Genomic DNA, 26,963 nt, shown 5'->3' with positions numbered 1-26,963 from the left:
TCGAGGGTTGGATCAGAGCGACTCTACAATCGTGACGTTGGCGACACCGCCGCCTTCGCACATGGTTTGCAGGCCGTATTTCTTGCCGTGACGCTTGAGCGCATGAACCAGCGTCGCCATCAGCTTGGTGCCCGATGCGCCGAGCGGGTGCCCCAGCGAAATCGCCCCGCCGTGAACGTTGAGCTTTTCCGGATCGGCGCCGGTGTGCTTGAGCCACGCGAGCGGGACAGAGGCGAAGGCTTCGTTGACTTCGTACAGGTCGATGTCGCCGATTGTCATGCCCGCACGCTGCAGCGCACGGTCAGTCGCGAACAGCGGCTCTTCGAGCATGATCACAGGATCGCCCGCCGTCACCGTCAGATTGTGGATGCGCGCCAGCGGGGTGAGGTTGTGACGCTTCAGCGCCTCTTCGCTCACCACCAGCACCGCCGACGAACCGTCGCAAATCTGGCTGGCGGAGGCCGCTGTCAGCTTGCCTTCCGGGTTGATCAGCTTGACCCCGGCGATGCCTTCAAGCGTGGCGTCGAACCGGATGCCTTCGTCCACCGTGTGCATTTCGGTACCTTCGGGGGTTTCGATTTCCACCGGCACGATCTCGTTTTCGAACGCCCCGCCCTGCGTCGCGGCGATGGCGCGCTTGTGGCTTTCCAGCGCGAAGGCATCGAGCATGTCCTTGCTGAAGCCATGCTTGTTGGCGATCATTTCAGCGCCCATGAACTGGCTGAACTGGACGCCGGGGTATTTCCCCTGAAGCTCGGGCGACATGTAGTGGCCCAGCCCTTCCTTCATGTGGAAGGTCGCGTTCGAACCCATCGGCACGCGGCTCATGCTTTCAACGCCGCTGGCGATCACCACGTCCTGCGTGCCGCTCATCACGGCCTGCGCTGCGAACTGGATGGCCTGTTGGCTCGATCCGCACTGGCGATCGATCGTCACCGCCGGAGTGCTCTGCGGCAGCACCTTGGACGCGAGCACGCCCATGCGCCCGACCTGCATCGCCTGTTCGCCCGCCTGCGTGACGCAGCCCGTGACGACATCGTCAACGGCGGCAGGATCGATCCCGCTGCGGGTGACAACCGCGTCGAGCGATTTGGCCAGCAGATCAACGGGGTGCACCCCGGCAAGGCGGCCGCCGCGACGGCCCCCGGCGGTGCGGACCGCCTCGACGATATAGGCTGTGGTCATAAGGGGTATCCTCTCGTTTACGTAAACGTTGTTCTTTGCCACCGACCTATGGGAGCGCGCGGTCTAAATCAACTGGCCAAATGCGCTGTTTGATCTTCGTCAGTGTGCTTGCGCGAAGCATCGCGCAGTCGCTATCGGTGAAATGACGATGAAGAAGCTGTTCGAACTCAATCCCGCACTGGATCGCGCCGCCCTCGCCCGCCGCTTTGCAACGCACGGGCGGGTACAAGTGCGCGACGTGTTGACCCCGGAGACCGCTCGCGAAGTGGCAACCGTGCTGGCCAAGGGCACGCCGTGGGGCATGGCGACAGGTGCAGGCGACGAAAACCGCCAGAGCTTCCGCCTTGAGGAAATCCGCACGCCGCAAGGTGCCGAGCGGGTCAATGCTGCCGCAATGGACGCGCAAAACAACACTGCGCGGGGTGAATACGGCTTTCGCTTTGCCCATTACCCGATCCTGACTGCGATACAGGAAGGATGGGACCCCGGCGGCCCGCACGAAATCCTGCTGGAACACATCAATTCCGAACCCTTCATGGCGCTGGCTCGCGAAGTCACCGGAATGGCAAATCTGATCAAGGCCGATGGCCAGGCATCGCTGTTCGCGCCCGGCCACTATCTTGGCCGCCATATCGACAGCCATGTCGCCGAAGGGTGGGAAGTCGCCTATGTCCTGAACTTCGCGCCGCCCGATTGGCACCCGGACTGGGGCGGCTATCTGCTGTTCCTCGATGACGAAGGCGACGTGGTCGAAGGGTTCCGCCCGCGCTTCAACGCGCTCAACCTGTTCAAGGTGCCGCAATCGCATCTGGTCAGTTACGTTCCACCCTTCGCGCCGGTGGGCCGGATGGCGGTGACGGGGTGGCTGCGCAGCCAATGACGAGCACGCCGACTCCGGCAGAGGCGATGGTGCGCATCCGTATGGCGATGCAGCAAAACAACCTCACCCAAGCCCGCGCCATCGCCGAGCAAGCCCGCAAGGCGCATCCTGGCGATGCCGCACTGGCCGATGCTGCGGGTGATCTGGCGCTGAAATCAGGCGACGCAGTGACAGCGATCGCGCATTTCGCAGCCGCCTGTGCGCTCGCGCCGGCCATGCTCGATTACGCGATCAACCACGCGATTGCCTTGCAAAGGCTGAACCGCCACGGCGAAGTAATCGACGCGCTCGGCAAGCTCGAAAAGCAGGGCCGCACGGTTCCCCGTTATGGCAGCGTGCGCGCGCTTTCGCACCGGGCAATGGGGGAGGCGGCTGAGGCTGCGCATTGGTATGACGTGGTGCTGGGGCTGGAGCCGCGCCACCCGCGAGCCTTGCATGGCCGTGCCCGAGTGGCGCTCGAACGTGGGGAGCGCAATGCGGTCGCGCGGTTTGATGCGGCTCTGGCGGTCAATCCGGGCGACGCCGATCTTTGGCTGGGCAAGGCGCAGGCGCTTGATGTTGCTGGCGATATCAAGGGCGCGCGCCTGATCGCGCAGCAATTGTGCGATCAGGCTCCCGGCTTCATTGCCGCCTTGGAGTTCTTCTCCGGGCTCAAGCTTGCGGCGGGAGAAGCTGACTTCACCTCGCCCTTTCGCGCGGCGGCGGCAAAGGCTCCGCAGGACCCTAACATTCCCTCGGCGCACGCCGAGGTTTTTGCCGGGCTGGACTATGCTGAACAGGCCGCGCAAGTCGCGACCGAGGCCCGCGCACGGTTCCCGCACGAACCCCATTTCGCACTTCTCGAAGCGGTGCACGCCGGTTCTGCAGGCGACTGGGAGCGGGCCGACGCGATCTTTGCCGGGCTGCAGCTCGATACGCCGATGCGCGCCCTTCACGAAGCCCGCCACCGTATCCGCGCCGGACAGATCGAACGGGCAGAGGCGCTGCTCGATCGCGCACTGGCGAATGATCCGTGGGACATCAACGCCTGGGCGCTGCGCGGCATGGCGTGGCGCGTTGCCGGGGATGCTCGGGCGGAATGGTTGCACGAGCAGGCAGGGCTGGTGCAGCTGCGCCCGCTGGTCGGTCGAGACGGGCTGGTGGACGATGCCGTTGCCGAACTGCGCGTGTTGCACGCGGGATCGGCCATGCCGCTGGGCCAAAGCCTGCGCGGAGGAACCCAGACACGCGGCATTCTGTTCCACCGGACAGAACCGCTGCTGGCGGAATTGCACGAAGCCATCCGGGCCACGCTGGAAGCGTATCGCGGCGATCTCCCCGCGCTGGATGAAAGTCACCCGTTGCTTCGCCACCGCGAGACGCCGTGGCGGCTGGAAGGATCGTGGTCGGTGCGGTTGACCGGCGGAGGCACAGGCGCAGGGGATTATCACACCGCGCATATCCACCCGCAGGGGATCGTTTCTTCCGCCGCCTATCTGGTGGTGCCGCCCGCTGCCGAAGGACCGGAGCAATTCGGCTGGCTCGAAATCGGGCGGCCACCTCCCGATCTCGGCCTAGACCTGCCGCCGGTGCGCAGCATCCAGCCAAAGACAGGGCATCTCGCGCTGTTTCCCTCCACCCTCTACCACGGAACCACACCGTTCGGAGCCGGTGGCGGGCCGGATTCCGAACGGATGACCATTGCATTCGACGTAGTGACAAAGGCGCGCTAGAGCACTACACCATGACTGAAGATGCACGCGCACAAGACGCCGCCGCCTGGAGCGATTTCTGGGCAAGGAACACCGCCAGCGGAGCCAATGGCTGCCTGCCAGAACGCTGGGCGGCGATCGAAGAGGCGCAGAAGCAGGCTTGGTACGGATTCATCGCTGATTTGCCCGAGGGCGCGCGTGTCCTTGATCTCGCCACCGGCGACGGGCGCGTGCTGCGCTGGATGCGCGAGGCGCGCCCTGATCTCGTGCTCGAAGGGATAGACCTCGCACCCGATTTGCCGCCAGCACCTGAGGGGACCAAGATCCAGGGCGGGGTTGAGATGGAATTCCTTCCGTTCGACGACTCGAGCTTCGATGCAGTCGTCAGCCAGTTCGGTTTCGAATATGGCGACACCTCAGCCACCGCGGCCGAAATCGTGCGGGTGCTGAAGCCCGGCGGCGCTGCCGGGCTAATGGTCCATCGCGGGGACGGCCCGATTTTGGAACACAACCTCGCGCGCCAGACCGAGATCGGTTGGGTGCTTGACGAAGTGAACGCAGCTGACGCGGTGCGAAAAGCGCTCAACACCCCGGGCGCGGGGGCGGGCGTGGCGGCGCAAGTCGCGGCAGCCTTGGCAATTCTTGGCGAAGCGAAATTCGGGTCGAGCAGCCCCGCATGGGAAATCCCCGAAGCCTTGCGACGGGCCTGCATCATGGGCGAGAAAGACGGCCTTCAATCAGTCGAGGCGACGATTACGGCGATCACCGATCAGGCTGCCAATGAGATAGGGCGGATCAGATCGCTGTCGGGTGCATGCGGGACTGCCGACAATCGACCGGCTTTGATCGCCGTTTTCGGCGTTCATGGGATGGGCCTTCGTGAAACCACTGAGGTGCGCGAGCCTTCGGGTCGGGCACTCGCCGATTTCCTGCTCCTGGGCTGACCCCCAACCTCACTGAAATTTTGGAGCTTAGCGCGTCTTCTCGCGCAGGGTTCGGTGCGTCTTCCTCCCCCGTGGGTTCTTGCAAAATGCCAACGAAAAAGGGCGGCGGACCGAAGTCCACCGCCCCAATTCTGTAGCTCTTATCAGAGCCGCGTAGTTCTTAGAACTTGAACGCGGCCGAGATGAAGAAGTCACGACCCAGCACGTCGTAGGTGCTCGGGTAGGTGTTCGCCTGCTCCTGGTTGTCACCAAGCAGGAGGCTGTTCGGACGGTTGGTCACAATGCCGTTCGCGTCGAACAGCGGAGTGCCCGGCAGCTTGTCGAACAGGTTGTTGATACCAGCAGTGATGGTCACGTTGTCGCTCGCTTCAACCGAGAAGGTCAGGTCGAACAGATCGTAGCTGCTGATCTGATCGATACCGTTGAACGACGCATAGTCGACGGAGCCACCGTTGAGAACCGAGTCCTCCGAGGTGACGCTGCCGAGGTGACGCCAGCGAATCGAGGTGGTCACCGGTCCGTCGATCCACGACAGACGCGAGTTCCACTTCCACTCAGGCGTCGGCTCACCGCACTGACCTGCGAACAGACCAGCACAATCAACCTGCGGCGAACCGACCAGCGGAATGAAGCTGGATTCGTCGGTGTAGGTCGCGAGAATGTTGAAGTTCAAACGCGAACCATCGGTACCGAAGAGCGAGAAGCCAACGTCGGTCGAGTAGTTGAGCTCGATGTCAACACCAGCAACCGCAAACTCGGCCACGTTCTGGCCGCCGAGACGCGGCGGGTTGTTGACGTCGATGATACCGGCCGAGTTACGCACACCAACGAAGGGCAGACACGCGGTATCCGACAGGTTACGCGCGCCCGACGAGCCGAAGCACAGATCGAACTGCGTCTGCAGACCAACGGTGGTAATTGCGTCTTCAATGGTGATGTTGAAGTAGTCAGCCGTCAGCGTCAGGCCCGGCAGGAACGACGGACGGAGAACCGCACCAACGGTCCAGCTGTCCGAGGTTTCTTCACCGAGGTTCGGGTTACCACCGAACAGCGCCGGGATCTGAGCGTTGATCTGGATCGCCGAGCTACCGACGGACGCAGCGGGCACGCCGTTGGCAACGCACAGTGCGTTAAGACCGGCATCGGTGATCGCGCCTGTTTGCGAACAAGGGTCGGTTGCACCCGGGAAGCCGATTGCCAGACCGCCGAACAGTTCGCCCACGTTCGGAGCGCGAACCGCACGCTGGTACTGACCACGGAGCTTGATGTCCGGGATCACGTCGAATTCGACACCGCCGGCATAGGTCCAGACGCCGCCGACGCGGTCGAGGCTGTAATCCGAATAACGGGCTGCACCACTCAATTCGAGACGCTGCATGCCGTTGTCGAAGACCGGGACGTTAAGTTCGGCGAAGAGTTCCTTCACATCGTAGCCGCCTTCGGTAGCCTGACCAGCGTTAAAGCCGATCACGTCACCCGACGACAGTGCAGTGTCAGGAATGAACTGCGAAGCAACCTTGCGATACTCGGCGCCGACCGCAAAGCCGACATCACCGGCACCCGAGGTGAGTTCACCAAGGAAACCCGAGATCGCACCCGATGCGATTTCCTGAGTCGAGATGTCGCCGTTCTGCGCCTGGATCGAAATGGCCGCAACCATCGCCGGGGTCAGAGTGTTCGGACCGAAGATGTTGATCGCGGTGCCGGTTCCGTCGAGTCCAGCCTGGAAGGCCGAGCGCGAGATGTTACCTGCCTGAACGTTGGCGTTCCGCGTACGCGCATAGCTGTAGTACACATCGTAGAACAGGTTGTCGGTGATCCCACCCTTCACACCTGCCAGAACACGGAATGCGTTACGCTCGTCCAGCGAGTTACGCGCACCGGTTTCAACCGTACGACGCTGCAGGAACAGCGACAGAACGCCGTCAGCGGTTCCGGTCGTTTCGGTGTTGTCCAGCTGCTGAAGCTGCGCGAATTCGGCCGCGTTGAGGAACGGCTGAATGGTCGCGAGATCGACGTTGAACGTACCGGTCACAGGCGTAGCAGCGAGTTCCTGCTGCACGCGGTTGTTGACGTAGGTCACTTCGGTGTAGGCGGTGTGGCCATCGGTGAATTCATAGTCGGCGTAGCCACCCAGCAGATAACGCTCTTGCGGGATCTGCAGGTAGTTGACCGGCGCGTAGTTGTAGGTGTCGCCGGTGCGGGTGCGGAAATCACCCGGGGTGTCGTCGAACACAACTGCGCGGTTGGCGGCAAAATCGGTGCCGGTGCGGTCACCGTCGCCGAAGTAACGGATCACGCCGTTGGGAAGCGTCGACGAACCGAACTGCTGCAGGTTGTCATCGAAGGTTTCAGCGCCGATCGCGAAGTTCGAGAACGGACGGTCGCCCTGGAAAACGCTCGAACGGTTGTAGTATTCGGCGAAGACGGTAGCGTTACCGCGGCCATCGTCGAAGCTGGTGCCGATCGCGCCGTACAGCTGGTAGCGAGCGCCGTCACCTTCTTCGGTGATCGAGTACTGACCGCCCATTTCGAGGCCTTCAACCTTCTTGAGGTTGAAGTTCACGACGCCTGCGAGTGCGTCCGAACCGTAAACGGCCGATGCACCACCGGTCACAACGTCGACCGAGTCGAGCAGGAACGACGGGATGGTGTTAAGGTCAACGATTTGCGCGGTGTCGAACGACACCCAGCGACGGCCGTTGACGAGAACCAGGGTACGGGTGGTGCCGAGGCCACGCAGGTTCAGAGTGGCGGTACCGTTACCGGGGTTGTTCGAGAACGAAGTCGTGCCCGGAATGACCTGCGGGAGGGTGTTGACGACGTTTTCAACGTTGACCGTACCCGAAAGCTGGAATTCCTCCGCGGCGACGACAGCCACCGGAGCGGCGGTTTCGACGTTGCGCTGCTGAATGCGCGAGCCGGTGACGGTAATTACGTTACCTTCGCTGGCGCCTTCTTCGTTGTCTTGGGCGTAAGCCGGAGTGGCGATCATGGCGCCTGCCATGATGGTGCCAGCCAGGAGCGAGCCCTTGCTAAAGCGGTTCATTTTAGTCCCCTTGGATATGTACGCCGAAATGGCGCACAATTCACACGTACGGGCAGCTACCCGTGTGTTTCGCCTCTATGACATTCGTTGCGCTATTCGCAATCTATCAGGGGCACCCATCACAAGGTTGCTGTGGACCTGTGGCAAACACGCTACAGTTTCATGTGTGACTAACTGCTGACACGGGCACGGCGCATTAGGACTGCTGTTCGGCGCCAGCCTGCGCTATGCTCGGGCAAAAGCCGGGATCGGCAAAAGGGAGAATTCTGATTATGCCAAAATCGCTGCAATCACCGCTGATGCCTAAGATGTTGGCAGGAATGGCGGCGAGTGTCCTCGCGATCGGAGCGGCCCCGCTGGCGGCGCAAGACGATGCTCCCACCGCCCAGCCCGACTATGTCGAAAATCTGAAGACCTGCCAGACGCTTACCGATGATATGGCGCGCCTGGCCTGCTTTGACAGAGCAGTCGGCGCGATCCTCGCTGCGAATGATGCGGGCGATGTTCAGGTCATCGACAAGGAAGACGTGCGCGAAACCCGCCGCAGCCTGTTCGGCTTCTCGCTGCCAAATATCGGTCTTTTCGGCGGCGGCGATGAGGCCGACGAACTGTTCGAGACAACTATCGCCAGCGTTCGCTACACGGGGCGCAATTCGGCGCGCTTCACCACTGCCGAGGGCGCGGTGTGGGAGCTAAACAATATTCCTTCACGGCTTCGCACGATCAAAGATGGGGACGCGGTGGAATTCAAGAAGGCCACGATGGGCTACTTTTTTGTCCGTATCGCCGGGCAGACCGGGATCAAAGGCCGGCGGGTGGAATAACCCTTCGCGTCAAGCACTTGCCGCAAGATACAAAAAGGGCCCGCCGCAACCGACGGGCCCTTTTCTATTGTAGCGTAATCGCGTGATCAGAGGCCGCCGGGGCCGCAATCATTCGCGAGGTAATCGAGCATCTTGGTGTAGAACTGTTGCTGGTGGGTGTACATCAGCGTGCGATAGAAGTGATCGGCATCCTTGAGGGTGACGAATTCACCCTGCTTGCCGGCCGCCTCGAACGCCTTCTGGTAATCGGTCATGTGGTACAGCAGCACGCGGCTGTCGTCTTCGCCATGAACCATCAGCAGCGGGATGTTGACCTTGTCGACTTCCTTGTACGGGTTGGTGCCGTAATAGACGCCGCGGCCCTGGAACCAGTCATCCAGCGCCTTGGCGCGGATGCCCCGCTTAATGTCGTTGTACCAGATTTCTGGGCGTGACACCGCAGCACCGGCGATCGCGCACTGATAGATGTTGTTTTCGCGGGCAGCAGCGACGAGTGCCGCATAGCCGCCGTACGACCAACCGAACATCGCCATCCGGTCAGGATCGACGAGGCCCTGCTCCACCAGCCAGAGCGCGCCGTCATCCTTGTCGTCCTGCATCGTCCCGCCGTGTTCGTGATAGGCGAGATCGAAATGCTTCTTGCCCCAGCCGACCGTCTGGCGATAGCCGGGCTGCAACACCATGTAGCCGGCATTGGCGAGCAGCTGCCCCCATTCGTCATAGGTCACGACTTCGGGAACCGCCGGGCCACCGTGCGGCAGCACGATCAGCGGGAACGGCGGCTCACCCTTGGGTACGGTGACATAGCCGGGGATCGTCAGCTTGCCGTCCCGGGCGGGATAGCGGATGAACTTGACGTCCGAGAGTTGCTGCGGATCGATCAACGGATTGCGGCTGCCAAGTTTTGCCAGCTGCCCGTCCTTCACCAGCCAGAACGAACCCGGATCGCGCGGGCCGTTGTTGAACACGACCATTGTCCGCCCGTCATAGGAACGGCTCGAAATGCTCAACTGATGCGCATAGGGAATCTGCTGCTCAAGCGCTTCGTAAAGCGCCTTTTCCTCTTCGTCGAACCAGTGACGCATCATCTTTTCGCCCGGATAGGACGCAAAGGCGAGCTTGTCGTTGCCCGGGATAGAGTGCAGGCCGATGCCCATCACGTCGGCATCTTCGGCCTGGAAGAGCTTTTCGACATATTGCTCGGTTTCGAAATTGAACAGCCACAGCGCGGCCTTGTCGTCACCATCGCGGGTGTCGATGATATAGCCGAGGTCGGGGTTTTCGTGGTGGAAGCCGACAACACCGAAGAAGCCTGCGAGCAGGCGGTAGAGGTTATCGGGATCGTTCTGGTCGATTTCCTCGCCGAACTGTTTCCAGTTCGTTTCGCCCGGCCTGCGATAGAACGACTTGATTTTGAGGTCGCTATCGATGCCCTGCGCGTATCGGGCGTTGCCCTTGTTGTCGAAGGTGACGTTGGCGTATTTGCTGGTTCCGCGCATCACCAGCTCGCGGGAACCCGTCTCAAGGTTCAGCTTGAAATAGGAGCGCGGGCGGAAGGCGGCAGCAGGATCGTTGCCAAGCCCGCCGTCAACGGCAGCGCCTGAGGCGATCAGGATGTGGTTCGGTTCATCCGGAAGCCGTTCCACGATCGAGAAGTTGCCTTCGATCTGCTGGAATTTGTTGGTGTCGAGATTGTAGAAATAGCTCGCGTAATTGCGCACGTCACCTTCCTGGCGGCGCACGCTCTCGCGCTTGATCTGCCATGCGCTGCCGAAGATCAGATTGTCGCTGACCCATCCGGCCCCGGTGATTTCCATCGGATCGGCATTCAGGGTGCGGAACGGCTTCGACAGATCATCGGTCTTGTAGATCTGGAGCAGGTAATCGCCTTCGCGGCTCGGGTTGATGTGCACCAGCAGGTGCTTCCCGTCCGGAGAGATCTGAACAGCATTCACGACATCACGCAGCGCCCAGACATCGATCGGAACGGTGCCGGTGGCCTGTGTTTCGGTTGGTGCGGAAACGCTGAGGCCCAGCGTGGATACACCAAGCATCGCCGCCATAAGAGGCTTCTTCAAAAGGTTCATGATTGCAAATCTTCCCGTTGGTTCTTCCAGTAAGTCCCCCACGGGTGCGCCTCACCTCCACTCGGCACGACCCATGCAGCGAGGAATAAAACAAAAAAGCGGCCCCCCGGCAAGTCCCGAGGGGCCGCTCCTTATGGCTAGATCAAGCCTTTGTTCCGCTTAGAAACGAGCCAGCAGCTGAGCGAAGAATTCGCGGCCGTTGAGGTCGTAACCGTTACCGATCGGAACGTTCGAGATCTGCAGGATCCCGGCACGCGACGATACCAGCGGCGGCTCTTCGTCGAAGAGGTTGCGGACACCTGCGATGATGCGGAAGTCGCCGCTGTCCCAACGGATCGAAGCGGTGTGCTCGAAGTATTCGGGCGCAGTGCCGACCGGGCGGCAGAAGTTACCGTCGCCGGCAACAACAGCGTTCGGCGAACCGTTACCCAGACAGGTCGGCGAGAATTCGCCGTTCGGGCCACCGTTGAAGGCATCGCCGAAGTCCACGCGATCGCGGAACGGAACGCCATCCGAGTCCGAGTTGCCGATCGCGTCGATGTAACGGACCTGATAGGTGAAGCGGAAATCTTCCCAATCAGCAGCGAAGGTCAGACGACCCGTCCAGTCCGGGAAGCCGAAGCGATCGGTGAAGTTCGATTCGACGATCGAACCGTCATCCTGCGTTTGCAGGTTCGAACGCTCGATCAGCTTGTTCGCAACAAGGTTCAGCGTGAGATCGAAGGTCTCGTTGCCGATTTGCAGCGGGTAGCCGAAGGTCGTGTTGATATCGATACCACGGACCGATTCCTGGTCACGGTTAAGGAAGCCGGCGCGGACACCCTGAATGAGAGCGCGGTCGGTGGTGTTGATATCGATACGATCACAGAACTCGGAACGGGCGCCGTCTTCGCGGAAGTAGCAGTCGTTGATGATGAACTGCCCCGAAGGCTCGACGATCGCGTCCTTGATCTTGATGTCGTAGTAGTTGAAGTTGAACGCGAAATCGAAGCCGCTGCCCCAGCTTTCCTCGAAGGCGAAGCCGGTCGTGATCGAGCGTGAGGTTTCCGGATCGATGTCCAGCGAGCCGCCCTGGGTGATTTCACCGCTGACGAACTGCCGAGTGTTCAGACCCTCTGAGTCGATACCGACGCTGGTCGGATCGCGACCTTCGCGCGAGCAGTTGGCGAGGACGAAGTCATCGCGCTGGTCGAGCGTCGGATCGTAGGCACCGTTGACGAATGCATCGTCAGGGACGGCGCACGGGTCGAACAGGGTGGTGAAGCCCGACTGGCCGCGCAGGAAGTTCTCGCGCAGGTTCGGCGCGCGGAACGACGTGCCGTAGCTGAACTTGAACAGCAGCGGAGCCACCGGACGCCAGCCGCCCTTGATGGCGAAGGTGCCGTTGGTGCCGTAGAATTCTTCGTCGGTCAGACGGCCCGAGACGTTCAGCGACAGTTCTTCAACCATCGTTTCGCCTGCCATCAGCGGAATGTCGATTTCGCCGAAGAGTTCGCGGATCCACTTGGAACCCGATGCACCGCCGTCAGCGAAGAAGCCGAAGAACAGACCGTTCGAAGCGACGATGTCGGGGTTCGATTCGATCTTGTCCTCACGCCATTCGCCACCGAGCACCACGCCGACCGGGCCGGCAGGCAGTTCGAACAGGTCGCCGGTGATGTAGGCCGACAGCTGGATCTGTTCGTAGGTGGTGTCGAAATCGCGGCTGTCGAACAGGTAGTCGCGCTCAGCCTGAGTTTCGAAGTCGCCGACCGGGCCGGTCAGGACGCTTGCAGCGAACAGGTTGACGGGAACACAGCTCGAAGCGTTGAGGTCGGGCGCGGCGAGACCGGGGTTCGCCAGGCCGGCAGTGTTACATTCACCGATGACCTGCGGGTCACCGAAGAAGCCGAAGAAGTCGAGACCGTTGTTGTAGTCGTCAGCGATGCCGTCACCGTCGTTGTCGATGATGCCGTCGCCGTCGAAGTCTGCCGTCGGGTCAAGGCCGAGGGCGAATGCCAGACGGTCTTCACGAATACCGACGCGCGAGGACTTGCCTTCCGAACGCGAGTACACGCCAGCGACTTCGAAGGTCCACGAGGAACCGATGAAGGGCAGGTCACCGCGAACACCGAGCACGCCGCGATACTGCTCCTGCACAACGTCGAAGTTGTTACGGTCACCGCGGATCGCGGCAATCGGGGTGGTCGGGAGCGGTAAGCCGGTCGAAAGTGCCGGCGGGATGCGCGGGAAGCTCGACAGCCCGAGCAGCTCGTTGTCGACCGCACGGCAGTCGACGCCGTTCGGGTTCGAAATGAAGTTACACGGGTTGAATATGTTCAGGTCAGGCACCGACGGGAAGATCTGCGGGTTGCCTGCACCGGTGTTGGTGATCTCGGCGCGAGTATACTGCGCTTCGAAGAACGGCGTGATGTTCGCTTCGCCCGGGAAGGTGTATTCGCCGTATGCGAAGACGTTGATCAGTTCCTGCTGCGAGATGAAGGTCCGATCGAGTTCGGCTTCGCTCGCATTGGTGTTGACGTTCTGGAAGTCGACGTCACGGATGCCGTCACCGTTGATGTCAAGGTCCGTACCGAAAGCGTCGGTCGATTCACCGAAGAGGAACGGACGACCGGTGCGCGGATCGTTCGGGAAGTTGGCGATGTTGCCATTGGCCGGGAAGTAGACCGAGCCGAAACGTGCGAACGGCTGGAAGATACGGCCCGAAATGCCGGAGATAACGCACTCGCTTTCCGAAACGCTCACGCCCGGCGTACGAGCCTGGACTGCGGCGTTGTCGGCAAGACCGAGACGGTAGATGTTGCCGTCGGCATCTTCTTCGAGGTTGGTGGTACAACCGCGCAGGAAGTCACGATCGCGCAGCTTCACTTCGTCGCGGAACTGGTATTCCGCACCGATGCCGAACACGGCACGGTCGGTGGTGAAACCCCATGCGCCGCTGACCGAGTAATCTTCACCGGCACCCATCGGGTTGATGTCGCCGTTGGCCTGAATTTCCAGACCGTCGAAGTCCTTGCGCAGGATGACGTTCACAACGCCGGCAACAGCGTCCGAACCGTAAACCGACGAAGCACCGTCGGTCAGCAGGTCGTAGCGGTCAACCAGAGTTGCCGGAATGAGGTTGATCGAGGGAGACGTCGGCGCGCCTTCCACACCGGCAGGTGCGAGGCGACGGCCATTGACGAGAACGAGGGTACGGCCTGCGCCGACACCGCGAAGGTTGATCGTTTGCGAACCCGGGCCGTTGTCAAGAACGAAGCCCTGGAAGGTCGCGTCGATCTGCGTACCGGCAGCAGCTTCCGAACGCTGCAGGATCTGCGCGGGGTCGAAGGCGCCGACTGCCTGCTGGTTTTCGGTGCTGAGAACCTGCAGCGGCGAAATCGAGCTGTAGGTGTCACGGACAATACGCGAACCGGTAACGGTGATGCCACCGCCGCCAGCAGTCTGACCCGAAGCATCGGTCGTGACATCGACCTGCTCTTCGTCTTCTTCCTGCCCCTCTTCGCTATTGTCCTGGGCATAGACAGGTCCGGCCACCACAAACGCGATAGCCGACGCGGAGAAGGCAAGCGCCTTCAGCGAATTGTTGTGAAACTTCTTCATGATCACTCCAGTTACGACAACCGGAACCTTGGCCGGGCACCAATCCAAACAGACGGCACGCATATTACCCTACACGTGCGCCAACACCCCTGTTGGTTGCGCGACAAAGCCCCTGCGGTGACGTTTGTGTGCAATAGCAGGGGGGGTATGTAAATGAGAGGTTCAGGAAGAACCGCGATTTTGCGCGACTTTCTCCCTTTGTGTTGCGGGAATCCCACAAGCCGCTTTCGCAACCGCAATATCGCAAGCGCGAAACTTTCCAAAAAATATAGCGCAAGGCGGATTGCACGCAACAATCCGCCTTGCTTGTTTATTCTGTCCAACCGCAGTCAGAATATTTCACGGCCTTGTAACAGGCACGGTGCATGACACCCGTCCCGACTCACTCGACCGCGATCTGCAATTCCCCGTCGCCTTCGTCGATGCGGATCGTGGAGCCATCGAGCACCTTGCCCTCGATCAGCATTTCGGCCAGCGGATCCTGCAGATAACGCTGCACCGCGCGCTTCAACGGACGCGCGCCGTAGACCGGATCGTATCCCACCCGGCCCAGCCAACGCAGTGCGGCATCGGTCAGATCGAGCTTGATCTTGCGATCGTCGAGCAGTCTCTGCACCCGCTTGACCTGAATTTCGACGATCGGCGCCATGTGCTCCATCGCGAGGCGGTGGAACAGGATGATCTCGTCCAGCCGGTTGAGGAACTCGGGGCGGAAATGCCCGCGCACCACATCCATCACCTGATCCTCGACATCGGCGACCTTCCCGTCGTCGGGCAGGTTGGCGAGGTACTGGCTGCCGAGGTTGGAGGTCAGGATGATCAGCGTGTTGGAGAAATCGACCTTGCGGCCCTGCCCGTCGGTAAGGTGCCCGTCATCGAGTACCTGCAACAGCACGTTGAACACGTCCTGATGCGCCTTCTCCACCTCGTCGAACAGCACCACCTGATACGGGCGCCGGCGCACCGCCTCGGTCAGCACCCCGCCTTCGTCATAGCCGACATAGCCCGGAGGCGCGCCGATCAGGCGAGCGACCGAATGCTTCTCCATGAATTCGCTCATGTCGATGCGAACCATCGCCTGATCGTCATCGAACAGGAATTCGGCGAGCGCCTTGGTCAGCTCGGTCTTGCCTACGCCCGTCGGGCCGAGGAACAGGAAACTGCCGAGCGGCCGGTTCGGGTCCTGCAAGCCGGCGCGCGCGCGGCGCACCGCCTTTGACACGGCAACGATGGCCTGACTCTGGCCGATCACCCGCTTGCCGAGGATGTTTTCCATGTCGAGCAGCTTCTCGCGCTCGCCTTCCATCATCTTGTCGATCGGGATGCCCGTCCAGCGGGACACGACGCTGGCGATGTCCTCTTCGGTCACCTCCTCGCGCAGCAACGCGTTCTCGCTCATGGCCTCAGCCTCGGCGAGCCGCTTTTCGAGAGCGGGGATCGTGCCGTAGGACAGCTCGCCCGCCTTGGCGAGATCGCCGGAACGTTGTGCCTGTTCAAGCTCCAGCCGCGCGGCATCAAGTTCTTCCTTGATCTTGCCTTCGGCCTCGATCTTGTCGCGCTCGTTCTGCCAGCGGGTCGTGAGTTCGGAAGACTCCTGCTCCAGATCCGCCAGTTCCTTGCGCAGGTTTTCGAGCCGGTCTTGCGACGCGACATCGTCCTCCTTGGCCAGCGCGCTTTCCTCGATCTTGAGCTGGATGATCCGCCGGTCGAGCGCCTCGATCTCCTCGGGCTTGCTCTCCACTTCCATACGGATGCGGCTGGCGGCCTCGTCCATCAGGTCGATCGCCTTGTCAGGCAGGAAGCGGTTCTGGATATAGCGGTCGGACAGGCGCGCCGCCGCCACAATGCTGGCGTCGGTGATCCGCACGCCGTGGTGCAGTTCATACTTGTCCTTGATCCCGCGCAGGATCGAAATCGTGTCCTCGACAGTGGGTTCGTCGATGAACACCGGTTGGAACCGCCGCTGGAGCGCGGGGTCCTTTTCGACATACTTCTGGTATTCATCCAGAGTGGTTGCGCCGATGCAGTGCAGCTCGCCTCGGGAAAGGGCGGGCTTCAACAGGTTGGAAGCATCCATCGAGCCTTCGCTGGCCCCCGCCCCGATCAGCGTGTGCATCTCGTCGATGAACAGGATGATATTGCCTTCGGCGTTTTTCACCTCGTCCAGAACCGACTTTAGCCGCTCCTCGAATTCTCCGCGATATTTCGCACCGGCGATCAGCGCACCCATGTCGAGCGACATCAGCGTGCGGCCCTTGAGGCCGTCGGGCACGTCGCCATTGGCGATGCGCAGCGCGAGCCCTTCGGCAATCGCCGTTTTCCCGGTCCCGGGTTCACCGATCAGCGCAGGGTTGTTCTTGGTCCGCCGGGCGAGGATCTGGATGGTGCGGCGGATTTCCTCGTCGCGGCCGATCACCGGGTCCAGCTTGCCATCACGCGCAGCCTGAGTCAGGTCGCGGGCGAATTTCTCCATCGCGTCGTAATTGGCTTCGGCGTTGGCGCTGTCGGCACGCTTGCCACCGCGCAATTGTTCGATCGCGGCGTTGAGGCCTTGCGGGGTCACGCTCGCAGCCTTCATCGCATCGCGGGTGGAATCAGGCGCCATCGCAAGCGCGGTGAGCAACCGTTCGACGGTGACATAGCTGTCGCCAGCCTTGTCCGCGAGCTGTTCGGCGCTATCGAGAACGCGCACCGCATCATTGTCGAGCCCCGGCGTCGATTGCGCCCCGCTGCCGGTAACCTGCGGGATCTTGGACAGGCCAATATCGACCGCGCTCACAGCAAGGCTCGCCTCGCCGCCCGCGCGCTGGATCAGCCCGGCGGCCATGCCTTCGTCATCCTCAAGCAGCGCCTTGAGCAGGTGCAGCGGCGTGATCCGCTGGTGGTTCATGCGGATCGCGACGGTTTGCGCGCTTTGCAGAAAGCCCTTGGCGCGATCGGTGAACTTTTCGAGATTCATGTCTGAAGACCCCTCATTGGTGTTACCCGCCCAAGATGGTGTTGCATTTTAGCAACACAAGACATAGCGACCGCTTTTTTGCAACATTGGTGTATTACCTGACTAGGTGGGTCGGGCAAGGCGGTTTGCAAGCCCCCTTTGCAACCTGCCTGACTGGCCTGCTTGACTGCGTCCGTTTGCAAGGCGATTGTCCGCATCGAAGAGAGATCGGAGAGTCAGATAATGAAATTCCTGAAGGGCGGCGTCATCACGCTTGCCGCTGTCGTGCTTGCCGTGTTCATCGCGCTGGCGACGTGGGAACCGTTTTTCGCGCATCAGGCCAAGGCGCCCGAATATCGCGAATACTCGGCCGAGATCGTGCGCGACGAATTCGGCGTACCGATGATCTATGGCGAAACCGATCCCGACGTCGCTTTCGGTGTCGCCATCGCCCATGCCGAAGACGATTTCTTCACCTTGCAGGACGTGATCGCCATGTCGCGCGGACGCTATGGCGCGATCGCGGGAGAAGACGGCGCGACCTTCGATTACGTCTATCACCTGCTCGACGCGCGCGGCACGGCTGAACGCGAATATCCCAAGCTGCCCGAAGACACGCGCGCCCTGTTCGAAGCCTATGCCACCGGGCTCAACCAATATGCCGACGAGCATCCGGAGGAGATCAAGCTCGCCAATCTGTTCCCCGTGAACGGAGAGGATGTCGCCGCTGGTTTCGTGCTGCGCCAGCCGTTCTTCTACGGTCTTGGCAATGTCGTCGGGCCGCTTGTCGCAGGCGAGGAACTGCGCCGCGAATTCGGGCCGGACATTCCCGGCTTCCCGCGCGAAGGCTCCACCCCCGGTGCTTCGGCCCCGGTCGACGAAGCCGAACCCGGCGGGCAGGCGCGGCGCGATCTGGTGTTGCCCTGGGGCGAGGATGCCGAACATCTCGGCTCCAACGCCTGGGCCGTGACGCCAGAGCGTTCGGGCGGGCCGACCACGCTGATCTCGAATTCACACCAGCCGCTGCGCGGCGGCGTCGCATGGTACGAACTGGGCGTGCAGTCGGGCGAAGGCTGGCACTTTACCGGCGCGAACTTCCCCGGATCGCCCTTCCCCTTCCTTGGCCACAACGAAAACCTCGGCTGGACCAATACGGTGAACCGGCCCGACATGGCCGACATCTACCAGCTGGAGGTCAACGAGGCGGGAACCCAGTACAAGCTGGATGGCGAATGGCGTGACCTTGAAACGAAGACCGTCACTCTGCCCGTCAAGCTGGGGCCGATCACCCTGCCCGTCCGCCGCACCGTCTATCGCAGCGTCCACGGCCCGGTGATCAAGAACGACAAGGGCTATTTCGCGATCCGTTACGGCGGGATGGACAGCGTGCAGCAGCTGGACGCCTATTACCGCATCAACAAGGCGACCAATCTCGAAGAATGGCAGACACAGATCGCGCGCATGGCGATCCCTTCGACCAACTTCATCTACGCCGACCGCGAAGGCAACATCGCCTATGTCTACAATGCCGCCATCCCCGACCGGCCCGAAGATGTGAAGGCCAACTGGCGCGGCATCCTCGACGGGAAACGCAGCGATCTGATTTGGGAAGGCACCGTCGATTACGCCGAGATTCCCAAGCTGATCAATCCGGCCTCGGGCTGGCTCTACAACGCCAATAACGAACCCTACACCGCCGCGGGCGCGGGCAGCGATCTGTCGCGGGAGGATTTCTCACCCGTGCTAGGGATCGAAGAAAAGCAGACCAACCGTTCCCGCCGTGCCTACAAACTGCTGTCGGAAACCGAAGGCCCGCTGACCCGTGCCGAACTGGAGCGGATCAAATACGACACCGCCTACGAACGCCAAGGCTATGTCGCGGACATGTTCGCCGGGTTGGAAACGATGGAAGCCGAAGGCGAACTGGCCGAAGCGCGCGACCTGCTGCTGACGTGGGATTTCACCGCCGACAACCAAGGCCCAGCCGATGCCCTCGCGCTGTTGATGATCCGCGATTTCATGAGCGCGGAATACAACAACAAGAACGCCGAGGAATTGCCCAAAGTCGCCGAACATCTGCAAAAGGCGGTCGATCACCTGACAACACATTTCGGGCGCATCGATCCGCCAATGTCGGACTTGCTGCGGCTGCGGCAGGGCAATGTCGACCTGCCGCTTGACGGCGGATCGGACACGCTGCGCGCCTCAACCACCTGGCAAGTGGACGAGGACGGGCGTTTGAGCCTCGTCCACGGCGACAGCTTCATCCAGTGGGTCGAATGGCCGCGCGATGGCGGGCGTGTCTTCTCGCGCTCGATCCAGCCGTTCGGGGCAGCCACCACCCGCCCGGACAGCCCGCATTACACCGATCAGATGGGCCTTTTCGTCGAACACAGGCTGAAGCCGGTGCGGTTCTGGGAAGAGGACGTTCGCGCCGCCGCCCGCAGCAGCCGAAAGGTCAACAACGCGCGCTAGTACGAGAGTATGGAACTCGTCGATGGACCGACGCGTTTGATCGATTAACCGCGCTTTGCAGTTGATCGCCGACTGGCCAACACGCACGAGCGCACCAGCAATTCTTGCGATTTTCCAACGGGGAGCATCTTCATGAAACTTCGTCTTGCCACCACCAGCCGCATCGCGCTTGGCGCGGCGCTCGGCCTTGCCCTTGCCCTGCCCGCCGCACCGGCCTTTGCCGATGCGCATATGGACGCATCGCAAAACGTCTCCGAAGGCGCAGGCGATCTTGAGGCGCTGGTCGCACAGGTCCAGATTCCTTACGAGGAATTCCAGCTTGAAAACGGCCTGACCGTCATCGTCCACGAAGACCGCAAGGCGCCGATCGTCGGCGTTGCCGTGTGGTACAATGTCGGGTCGAAGGACGAACCCACCGGCAAGACCGGCTTTGCCCACCTGTTCGAACACCTGATGTTCAACGGTTCGGAAAACGCACCCGCCGACTATTTCCAGTATCTCCAGGAAATGGGCGCGACGGATTACAACGGCACCACCAATTTCGACCGCACCAACTACTTCCAGACGGTGCCCCGCCCCGCGCTCGAACGCGCGCTGTGGCTGGAAAGCGATCGCATGGGCTATCTGCTGGGCGCGGTGACGCAGGAAAAGCTCGATAACCAGCGCGGCGTCGTCCAGAACGAAAAGCGTCAGGGCGACAACCAGCCCGGCGGCCTCGTCTTCTACGAAATCCTCGGAACGATCTTCCCCGACGGCCACCCGTACCAGCACTCGGTGATCGGCTCGATGGCTGATCTCGACGCGGCATCGATGGACGATGTGCGCAATTGGTTCCGCGACAAGTACGGCCCCAACAACGCCACTCTGGTTCTGGCCGGTGACGTGTCCGCAGAGGAAGCGCGCCCGCTGGTCGAAAAGTGGTTCGGCCCGATTGCGCGCGGCCCGGTCAACACTCCGGCAGCCGCTGAAATCCCGACCCTGTCCGAACCGGTCCGCACCGTGATGAAGGATCAGGTCGCAGCGACCCAGATCAGCATCTACTGGCCTGCCCCCGGCATCATGAGCGAGGATCTGACCGCGCTCAACGTCGGCACCGCCGTGCTCGGCGGCCTTGCCTCGAGCCGTCTCGACGAAATCCTCGTGCGCGACGAGCAGCTGGCGGTGGGTGTTTCGGCCGGCAATTTCGACTTCCAGCGCGTCGGCATCATCAATGTCAGCGCCACGCTGAAGGATGGCGTTGATCCGGCCGTACTCGAAGCGCGACTGAAGCAGCTCATCGAATGGTACATCGAAACCGGCCCGACCGAGGACGAAGTGCGCCGCGCCGCCACCAGCGATCTGGCCGGCACGATCCGCGGGCTTGAGCAGGTCGGCGGGTTCGGCGGCAAGGCCGTGGCTCTGGCCCGCGGCGAAGTGCTGGCAGGCGATCCGGGCTTTGCGGTCGATCAGCTGGCGACGCTTGCCTCGATCACTCCGGCCGACGTGAAGGCCGCGATGCAGAAATGGATGACCCGCCCCGCTTTCACCCTGGTGCTCGAACCGGGTGAGCGCGACGGAACTTACGAGGAAGCCGCCAGCGTCGCTGCCGAGGGCGAAAACGCATCGGAGCGCGATCGCGCGGCAGAGGAAATCACGGTTTCGGTCACCCGTCCGGCTCCGGCAATCGATTCCGTCCCGCAGCTCGACTTCCCCGATTTCGAGCGCACCACGCTCGCCAACGGCATGAAGCTGACTTACGCCAAGCGTGACGCCGTTCCCGCGACCTATGTCACCATGTCGTTCAACGCCGGTTCGGCGGCTGATCCGGTTGACATGCGCGGGCTTGAGAACCTGACGCTGGGCCTGTTCGACGAAGGCACCGCGACCATGTCGAGCCAGCAAATCGCCGAAGCGCGTGAGCGTCTGGGCGTCAACATCTCCACCGGCGGCGGCGATGACCGGTCGTCCTTCACCCTGTCGGCGCTGTCGGCCAACCTTGCGCCGTCACTCGACCTGTTCAGCTCGATCATTCGCGAACCCGCTTTCAACGAAAGCGACCTGAACCGCGTGAAGGCGCAGACCATTACCGGCATCCGTTCACAGATGCGTTCGCCGCAGGGCATTGCCGTGCGCGCGATCGGCACCGAGCTGTTCGGCGACACGCCCTATGGCGGCACCACCACGATCGACAGCGTTTCGGCCATCACCCGCGACGATCTGATCGCGTTCAAGGACACGTGGATCCGCCCGGACAACGGCGAAGTCTTCGTGATTTCCAGCCTGCCGATGGATGAAGTCGTGGCCCAGCTCAACGCCGCTTTCGGCGACTGGAGCGCTCCGGCGGTGGCAAAGGGTGAAAAGGATTTCTCCAACCTGCCCACCAGCACGCAAGGCGGGCGGATCGTCCTGATCAACCGTCCGAATTCGCCGCAAAGCTTCATCCTCGGCGCGCAGGTCACGCCGCTTGATGCGAGCGATCCGGCCTATGTCGACTTCACCAATGCCAACAACTCGCTGGGTGGCAACTTCCTTGCTCGTCTCAACATGAACCTGCGCGAGACCAAGGGCTGGTCCTATGGCGTTCGTGGCGGGCCGCAGGCGCGCGAAAACGCGGTGGTCTATGCCATCAGCGGCGGCGTGCAGGCAGACCGCACCGGGGATTCGGTGGCGGAAATGATCCGCGAAACCAGCGAATTCCTGACGACCAGCGGGGTGACCGAGGAAGAGCTGACCCGCAACAAGGCGAGCGAGATCGGCGAACTTCCGGGCAGCTTCGAAACCTCGGGTTCGGTGCTCAGCGCGATGCAGTCGATCGCGCTCTATGGCCGCCCGGACAATTACTACGAAACGCTGGTGGATCGCTACACCGCGCAGACCACCGACAGCCTCGATGCCGCAGCGCGCGCCGCGCTCGATGTCGATGACTTCGTGTGGGTCGTCGTCGGCGATGCCTCGGTCGTCCAGCCGCAGCTCGAATCGCTGGGCCTGCCGGTCGAAGTGCGCCAGATGGAAGGGGCCGAATAAAACCTGCCTAGAAGCCGTCAGCGGCTGACGCTACGGCTTGCTAATCTCGGGGGCGGAAGGGGCACACAGCCACCTTCCGCCCCCTTGTTTTTGGCCGCGATAGTGGTTGAACGCCCCCCGCTGACGTGTACAACACGCCCCACGCCAGAGGCTCCCCGCAGCGGCTGGCCATAGCAAATCAGGGAGATCACAGATGTCACTTTCCGGTACCTACAACACCACCGTCAAAAGCCCGATGGGCGATCAGTCGGGCACTCTCACCGTCGTCGACAACGGTGACGGCACTTTTTCGGGCAACATGGCCGGCGGCATGGGCTCGATGGATATCGAAGACGGCAAGGTCGACGGCAACACGCTGAGCTGGAAAATGAACATGACCGTGCCGATGCCGATGACGCTCGATTGCGAAGCGACCATCGCTGACGGCAAACTGGCCGGCAACGTCAACGCCGGCGCGTTCGGCGCGATGCCGGTGACCGGCGAAAAGGTCGCCTGATAGCTTTTCAGGATAACGAAGGGCCGTCGGAGCTGGATTGCTCCGGCGGCCCTTTTGTTTGCGCATCTACCGACTGAGCGGTTATCGGGTGCGGCAAGCAAGGAACCATCATGCCGATTAACGCGCCTTTCGACCTGCCTACCCCCGCCTTGCTGGTGGAGAGGCCGAAATTCGGCGCAAACCTGGCCCGGATACGCGATCACGTCGCGGCGCTTCCGTCAGGCGTGAAGCACCGTCCGCATCTCAAGACCGTGAAGTCGGTCGAGCTCGCCCGGATGATCACCGATGCGCTGGAAACCGACGCAATTACGGTATCGACCCTGGCGGAGGCGGAGCACTTCGCTGCGGCCGGATATCGCGACATTCTCTACGCTGTCGGCATGGTTCCGGCCAAGCTCGATCGGGTGGCGGCGCTGCGCAGTCAGGGTGTCGACCTGACCGTGATCACGGACAATATCGCGGCAGCCCGCGAAACCGCCGCCTTCTGCCGCCGGCACGATATTTCAATCCCGGTGCTGATCGAGGTGGATTGCGACGGCCACCGATCAGGCATCCCGCCTGAGGACAGCATCCGCTTGCTCGCAGTCGCCAATGCGATCGGCAATGGCGCACGGCTGCGCGGGGTGATGACCCATGCGGGCGGGTCCTACGGCGCGCGGACGCCCGAGGACTTGCGCAGCCATGCGGAACGCGAACGGGCGGGCACGCTGCTGGCCGCTCAAACGTTGCGCGCTGCCGGGCACGAAGCGCCCGTTGTCAGCGTCGGCTCCACCCCCACGGCGCTCTCCACAGCCGATCTTTCGGGCGTGACCGAACTGCGCGCCGGGGTGTTCCCCTTCATGGATCTGGTGATGTGCGGCATTGGCGTGTGCAAGCCGCAGGACATTGCCCTGAGCGTTCTGACCAGCGTGATCGGACACCAGCAGGACAAGGGCTGGATCATTGTCGATGCCGGATGGATGGCCATGTCGCGTGATCGTGGCACGGCAGACCAGCCGGTCGATCAGGGCTATGGCCTCGTTTGTCATGCGCATGGCACGATCATCTACGATCTGATCATGATTTCGGCCAATCAGGAGCACGGAATCCTTGCCATGCGCGAGGGATCGCGGGCCAGCCTTCCCGAACTGTCCGTTGGCACGCAATTGCGCATCCTGCCCAATCACGCTTGCGCGACAGCCGCCCAGCACCAGAGCTACGCCCTGTTCGAAACGCCCGGAGCGCCGGTGGAGAGCATTGCGAGGTTCTCAGGCTGGTAGTTGCTGCAAGGCAACAATCCACGGCTTCAACCCCGTTTCATCGTTCTGAAATCCTGCGGCAATGATCGTGTCACGCGGGCCGCCTAGCGGCGCTGGAATTGCTTACCCCTCTCCAACAAAAGGCAATTCAGAAACCATGAAAACCTTCGCATTGCGCAGCCTGCTGCTTGCAACCATTGCCCTGCCCGCTTTCCCGGTCCTGGCTCAGGACACCGCCGATAGCGAGGAACAGGAGACCGCCACCTCGGGCAATACGATCCTCGTCACCGCGCAAAAGATCGAGCAGCGTGCGCAAGACGTGCCGATCACGATTTCCGCATTGAACGGCGATCGCATCCGCGAAATCGGCGTGACCGATCTCGACGAATTGTCGAACTACATCCCTGGTCTCAACATTCAGGAACAGAGCGCCAACAATCCTGGCATCGTGATCCGCGGCATCACGTCGGACAGCGGATCAGCCCAGCAGGGCCCGCGCGTCACGCTGTATTACAACGGCGTCGATATCTCACGCTCGCGCGGCAGCTATCAGGCGATCTACGACCTTGAGCGTGTCGAGGTGATCAAGGGCCCGCAAGCAACGCTGTTCGGCACGGCCTCGGCGGTCGGGGCGATCAGCCTCGTCTCGGCTCGCCCGCGCGAAGGCTTCTCGGGCGAGATTACCGGCGGCTATGGCAATTTTGAACAAACGCTTCTGGGTGGCTACATCAACGCTGGGTCGGATGTACTGGCCGGAAGGGTGGCGTTCGAATGGCGTACCCGCGACGGCTATGTCGAGAATCTCAATCCAAATCAGGAGGACGAACTCTACGCACAGGACCAGCTCGGCGTGCGCGCCTCTGTCCGCTACACGCCGACCGCCGATTTCACGCTCGACCTGATCGGCACCTATGATCAGCAACGCAATGGCGGCACCCCGTTCATTTCGGGCACCTTCCCGGCATTCGCCGGTGCGCCGGGCGGCCCCGCCAACGCGTTTGAGGATGCCAACCTGAGCGGCTTCCCGGCTGGCGCAGCGACACTGGGCGATGACCAGCTCGGCCTCAACCGCGAGGTCTACGATCTCAACCTCACCGCTGAATACCAGTTCGCAGACGACTGGACCTTCACCACCGTCAACGGATATCGCGAATTCGACAGCCTCGAAGTGTTCGACGCCGATGGCGGCCCCGCGCCGTTCCTCGAATTCACCGAAATCGCCAAGGGCTGGCAGGTCAGCCACGAAGGACGCTTCAGCTACAACGGTGCCAACATTCGTGCGAGCGCGGGCTGGAACCTGTTTATCGAGGACAGCATCCAGAACGTCCCATTCGCTACCGAGGAAGGGACCTATCTCCAGTGCCTCACCGCGCTGTTTGGCGCGCCGCTGATCCCCGGCATCCCTTGCGTCGGGCCTGACGGCTCGGTCCCGGCATCGGCTGTCACCGGGCTTGCCACGGGTGGCGCAGTGCAGGCGATCCCCTACAGCGCGGTGCTGTTCGAAAATCAGGGCCGCAACGAAGCCTATTCGGTGTTCGCTGACATGACCTGGATCGCGACCGACTCGTTCGAACTGACCGCTGGTGTCCGCTTTATCGACGAATACCGCCAGTCGGGCTTCTTCAGCGACATCCCCAACAGTGTGCTGTCGGGCGCTCCCTTGATTCCAGGCGGGGTCAATACGGGTGGCCGTGTCTTTACCGCTGACGAAGGCTTCCAGACCGTGCTGCCGCGTTTCAACGTCCTTTATCGCATCAGCGATGACGTGAACGTTTTCGCCACCGTTTCGAAGGGCCGCCGATCGCCGGTGGTGCAGCTGGGCGCGCGCCGCGATGCAGGTGGCAATGCCGTCGCCAACTCCCAGCTCATCCCCGAAGAAACCGTGTGGAACTACGAAGGCGGGATCAAGCTGGCCAGCGGGCCTGTCTCCGGCTCGCTCGGGGTATATTACCAGGTCTATGACGGCTTCCAGGTCAGCGTCGCGCAGCTTGATGCCAACGGCAATCCGACCGGCGCCTTCGTCACGGAAAGCGCGGGTTCGGCCAGCAATCTGGGTGTCGAAGCCGAAGTCGCAATCGATGTGGCCGACTGGCTGCAAGTCTTCGGCAATGTCGGATATATCGATGGCGGCATCGACGAAGACGGCGCCTTCCGTCCCGACTTCTCGGGCGCGCGCTTCCGCCTCCAGCCCGAGTGGCAGGCGGCAGGCGGGTTCACGGTCGACTACGAATTCGGCAACGGCATGCGCTTCTTCGCCACGCCCAGCGTGACGCACCGCAGCCGCATCTTTTTCGAAGTGCCCAACAATCCGCTGATCGGTCAGGAAGCCGTCACGCTGGTCAACGCGCGCGCGGGGTTCAGCTTTGCCGATGAACGCTACGAAATCGCCGGCTTCATCCGCAACGCATTCGACGAGGACTATCTGCTGGATGCAGGTAACACCGGCGGGGCCTTTGGCATCCCCACCTTCATCCCGGCCGAACCGCGGTTCTACGGCATTCAGGTAACCGCCCGTTTCGGCGACTGATCCGCACGCATTGATCGGCAGAC

14 protein-coding genes are annotated in these 26,963 nt (G+C 62.0%); 9 read left to right on the top strand and 5 right to left on the bottom strand.

Going from position 1 to position 26,963, the window contains the following annotated elements; genetic code table 11:
* Positions 1 to 12 precede the first annotated feature (12 nt).
* On the bottom strand, positions 13 to 1,185 hold the full coding sequence (locus tag L1K66_RS06555; RefSeq protein WP_252260150.1) for an acetyl-CoA C-acetyltransferase: 1,173 nt from the start codon (positions 1,183 to 1,185) through the stop codon (positions 13 to 15).
* A 142-nt stretch (positions 1,186 to 1,327) separates the two neighbouring features.
* On the opposite strand from L1K66_RS06555, the gene L1K66_RS06550 reads away from it, so the two are divergent.
* The 3 genes from L1K66_RS06550 to L1K66_RS06540 are packed head-to-tail and all read left to right on the top strand — an operon-like array spanning position 1,328 to position 4,700.
* Positions 1,328 to 2,065, top strand: coding sequence for a 2OG-Fe(II) oxygenase (locus L1K66_RS06550; RefSeq protein ID WP_252260149.1), 738 nt, complete (start codon positions 1,328 to 1,330; stop codon positions 2,063 to 2,065).
* Entirely contained in the window at positions 2,062 to 3,777 is a 1,716-nt protein-coding gene (locus tag L1K66_RS06545) for a putative 2OG-Fe(II) oxygenase (RefSeq protein ID WP_252260148.1), read from the top strand. The genes L1K66_RS06550 and L1K66_RS06545 overlap by 4 nt, the downstream gene beginning before the upstream one ends.
* Positions 3,778 to 3,788: 11 nt before the next feature.
* Complete coding sequence (locus tag L1K66_RS06540) at positions 3,789 to 4,700, top strand: class I SAM-dependent methyltransferase (protein ID WP_252260147.1); 912 nt, start codon at positions 3,789 to 3,791, stop codon at positions 4,698 to 4,700.
* Between the two features lie 160 nt (positions 4,701 to 4,860).
* Here L1K66_RS06540 and L1K66_RS06535 read toward each other — a convergent pair whose 3' ends face one another.
* Complete coding sequence (locus L1K66_RS06535) at positions 4,861 to 7,749, bottom strand: TonB-dependent receptor domain-containing protein (protein ID WP_252260146.1); 2,889 nt, start codon at positions 7,747 to 7,749, stop codon at positions 4,861 to 4,863.
* A gap of 227 nt (positions 7,750 to 7,976) precedes the next feature.
* Here L1K66_RS06535 and L1K66_RS06530 point away from each other — a divergent pair, with 227 nt between their 5' ends.
* Positions 7,977 to 8,573: a hypothetical protein gene (locus L1K66_RS06530; RefSeq protein WP_252260145.1), complete on the top strand. Its 597-nt coding sequence runs from the start codon at positions 7,977 to 7,979 to the stop codon at positions 8,571 to 8,573.
* Positions 8,574 to 8,659: 86 nt separating this feature from the next.
* Here L1K66_RS06530 and L1K66_RS06525 read toward each other — a convergent pair whose 3' ends face one another.
* From L1K66_RS06525 to clpB, 3 genes are all read right to left on the bottom strand, one after another.
* Complete coding sequence (locus L1K66_RS06525) at positions 8,660 to 10,660, bottom strand: alpha/beta hydrolase family protein (RefSeq protein WP_252260144.1); 2,001 nt, start codon at positions 10,658 to 10,660, stop codon at positions 8,660 to 8,662.
* Between the two features lie 159 nt (positions 10,661 to 10,819).
* Positions 10,820 to 14,263: a TonB-dependent receptor domain-containing protein gene (locus L1K66_RS06520; protein ID WP_252260143.1), complete on the bottom strand. Its 3,444-nt coding sequence runs from the start codon at positions 14,261 to 14,263 to the stop codon at positions 10,820 to 10,822.
* Between the two features lie 382 nt (positions 14,264 to 14,645).
* Entirely contained in the window at positions 14,646 to 17,222 is a 2,577-nt protein-coding gene (clpB, locus tag L1K66_RS06515; RefSeq protein ID WP_252260142.1) for an ATP-dependent chaperone ClpB, read from the bottom strand.
* Between the two features lie 222 nt (positions 17,223 to 17,444).
* Between clpB and L1K66_RS06510 the strand changes: the two genes are divergently transcribed.
* The 5 genes from L1K66_RS06510 to L1K66_RS06490 all read left to right on the top strand — a co-directional run bounded on the left by L1K66_RS06510 (position 17,445) and on the right by L1K66_RS06490 (position 26,940).
* Complete coding sequence (locus tag L1K66_RS06510) at positions 17,445 to 19,676, top strand: acylase (RefSeq protein WP_252260141.1); 2,232 nt, start codon at positions 17,445 to 17,447, stop codon at positions 19,674 to 19,676.
* Positions 19,677 to 19,808: 132 nt separating this feature from the next.
* A complete protein-coding gene (locus L1K66_RS06505; RefSeq protein WP_252260140.1) occupies positions 19,809 to 22,679 on the top strand; it encodes a M16 family metallopeptidase in 2,871 nt (956 codons plus the stop codon).
* Positions 22,680 to 22,872: 193 nt separating this feature from the next.
* Entirely contained in the window at positions 22,873 to 23,175 is a 303-nt protein-coding gene (locus tag L1K66_RS06500; protein WP_034952324.1) for a hypothetical protein, read from the top strand.
* A 110-nt stretch (positions 23,176 to 23,285) separates the two neighbouring features.
* The gene (locus L1K66_RS06495) at positions 23,286 to 24,434 is read left to right on the top strand and encodes an alanine racemase (protein ID WP_252260139.1); all 1,149 of its coding nucleotides are present in this window, start codon (positions 23,286 to 23,288) and stop codon (positions 24,432 to 24,434) included.
* Positions 24,435 to 24,570: 136 nt separating this feature from the next.
* Positions 24,571 to 26,940 carry a TonB-dependent receptor gene (locus L1K66_RS06490; protein ID WP_252260138.1) on the top strand — a complete coding sequence of 790 codons (2,370 nt, stop codon included), beginning with the start codon at positions 24,571 to 24,573 and terminating at the stop codon, positions 26,938 to 26,940.
* The last annotated feature ends 23 nt before the right edge of the window (positions 26,941 to 26,963 follow it).

Origin of the sequence: Erythrobacter aurantius, assembly GCF_023823125.1 — a bacterium.
Classification (GTDB): Bacteria; Pseudomonadota; Alphaproteobacteria; order Sphingomonadales; family Sphingomonadaceae; genus Erythrobacter; species Erythrobacter aurantius.
Note: the sequence above shows the minus strand (reverse complement) of the source record. Positions and strands in the feature narration are given on the sequence as shown.

Bases quoted from the DNA above. Each gene is read 5' to 3' on its own strand.
- L1K66_RS06555 (WP_252260150.1), bottom strand. From the start codon at position 1,185: ATGACCACAGCCTATATCGTCGAGGCGGTCCGCACCGCCGGGGGCCGT.
- L1K66_RS06550 (WP_252260149.1), top strand. From the start codon at position 1,328: ATGACGATGAAGAAGCTGTTCGAACTCAATCCCGCACTGGATCGCGCC.
- L1K66_RS06545 (WP_252260148.1), top strand. From the start codon at position 2,062: ATGACGAGCACGCCGACTCCGGCAGAGGCGATGGTGCGCATCCGTATG.
- L1K66_RS06540 (WP_252260147.1), top strand. From the start codon at position 3,789: ATGACTGAAGATGCACGCGCACAAGACGCCGCCGCCTGGAGCGATTTC.
- L1K66_RS06535 (WP_252260146.1), bottom strand. From the start codon at position 7,749: ATGAACCGCTTTAGCAAGGGCTCGCTCCTGGCTGGCACCATCATGGCA.
- L1K66_RS06530 (WP_252260145.1), top strand. From the start codon at position 7,977: ATGCTCGGGCAAAAGCCGGGATCGGCAAAAGGGAGAATTCTGATTATG.
- L1K66_RS06525 (WP_252260144.1), bottom strand. From the start codon at position 10,660: ATGAACCTTTTGAAGAAGCCTCTTATGGCGGCGATGCTTGGTGTATCC.
- L1K66_RS06520 (WP_252260143.1), bottom strand. From the start codon at position 14,263: ATGAAGAAGTTTCACAACAATTCGCTGAAGGCGCTTGCCTTCTCCGCG.
- clpB (WP_252260142.1), bottom strand. From the start codon at position 17,222: ATGAATCTCGAAAAGTTCACCGATCGCGCCAAGGGCTTTCTGCAAAGC.
- L1K66_RS06510 (WP_252260141.1), top strand. From the start codon at position 17,445: ATGAAATTCCTGAAGGGCGGCGTCATCACGCTTGCCGCTGTCGTGCTT.
- L1K66_RS06505 (WP_252260140.1), top strand. From the start codon at position 19,809: ATGAAACTTCGTCTTGCCACCACCAGCCGCATCGCGCTTGGCGCGGCG.
- L1K66_RS06500 (WP_034952324.1), top strand. From the start codon at position 22,873: ATGTCACTTTCCGGTACCTACAACACCACCGTCAAAAGCCCGATGGGC.
- L1K66_RS06495 (WP_252260139.1), top strand. From the start codon at position 23,286: ATGCCGATTAACGCGCCTTTCGACCTGCCTACCCCCGCCTTGCTGGTG.
- L1K66_RS06490 (WP_252260138.1), top strand. From the start codon at position 24,571: ATGAAAACCTTCGCATTGCGCAGCCTGCTGCTTGCAACCATTGCCCTG.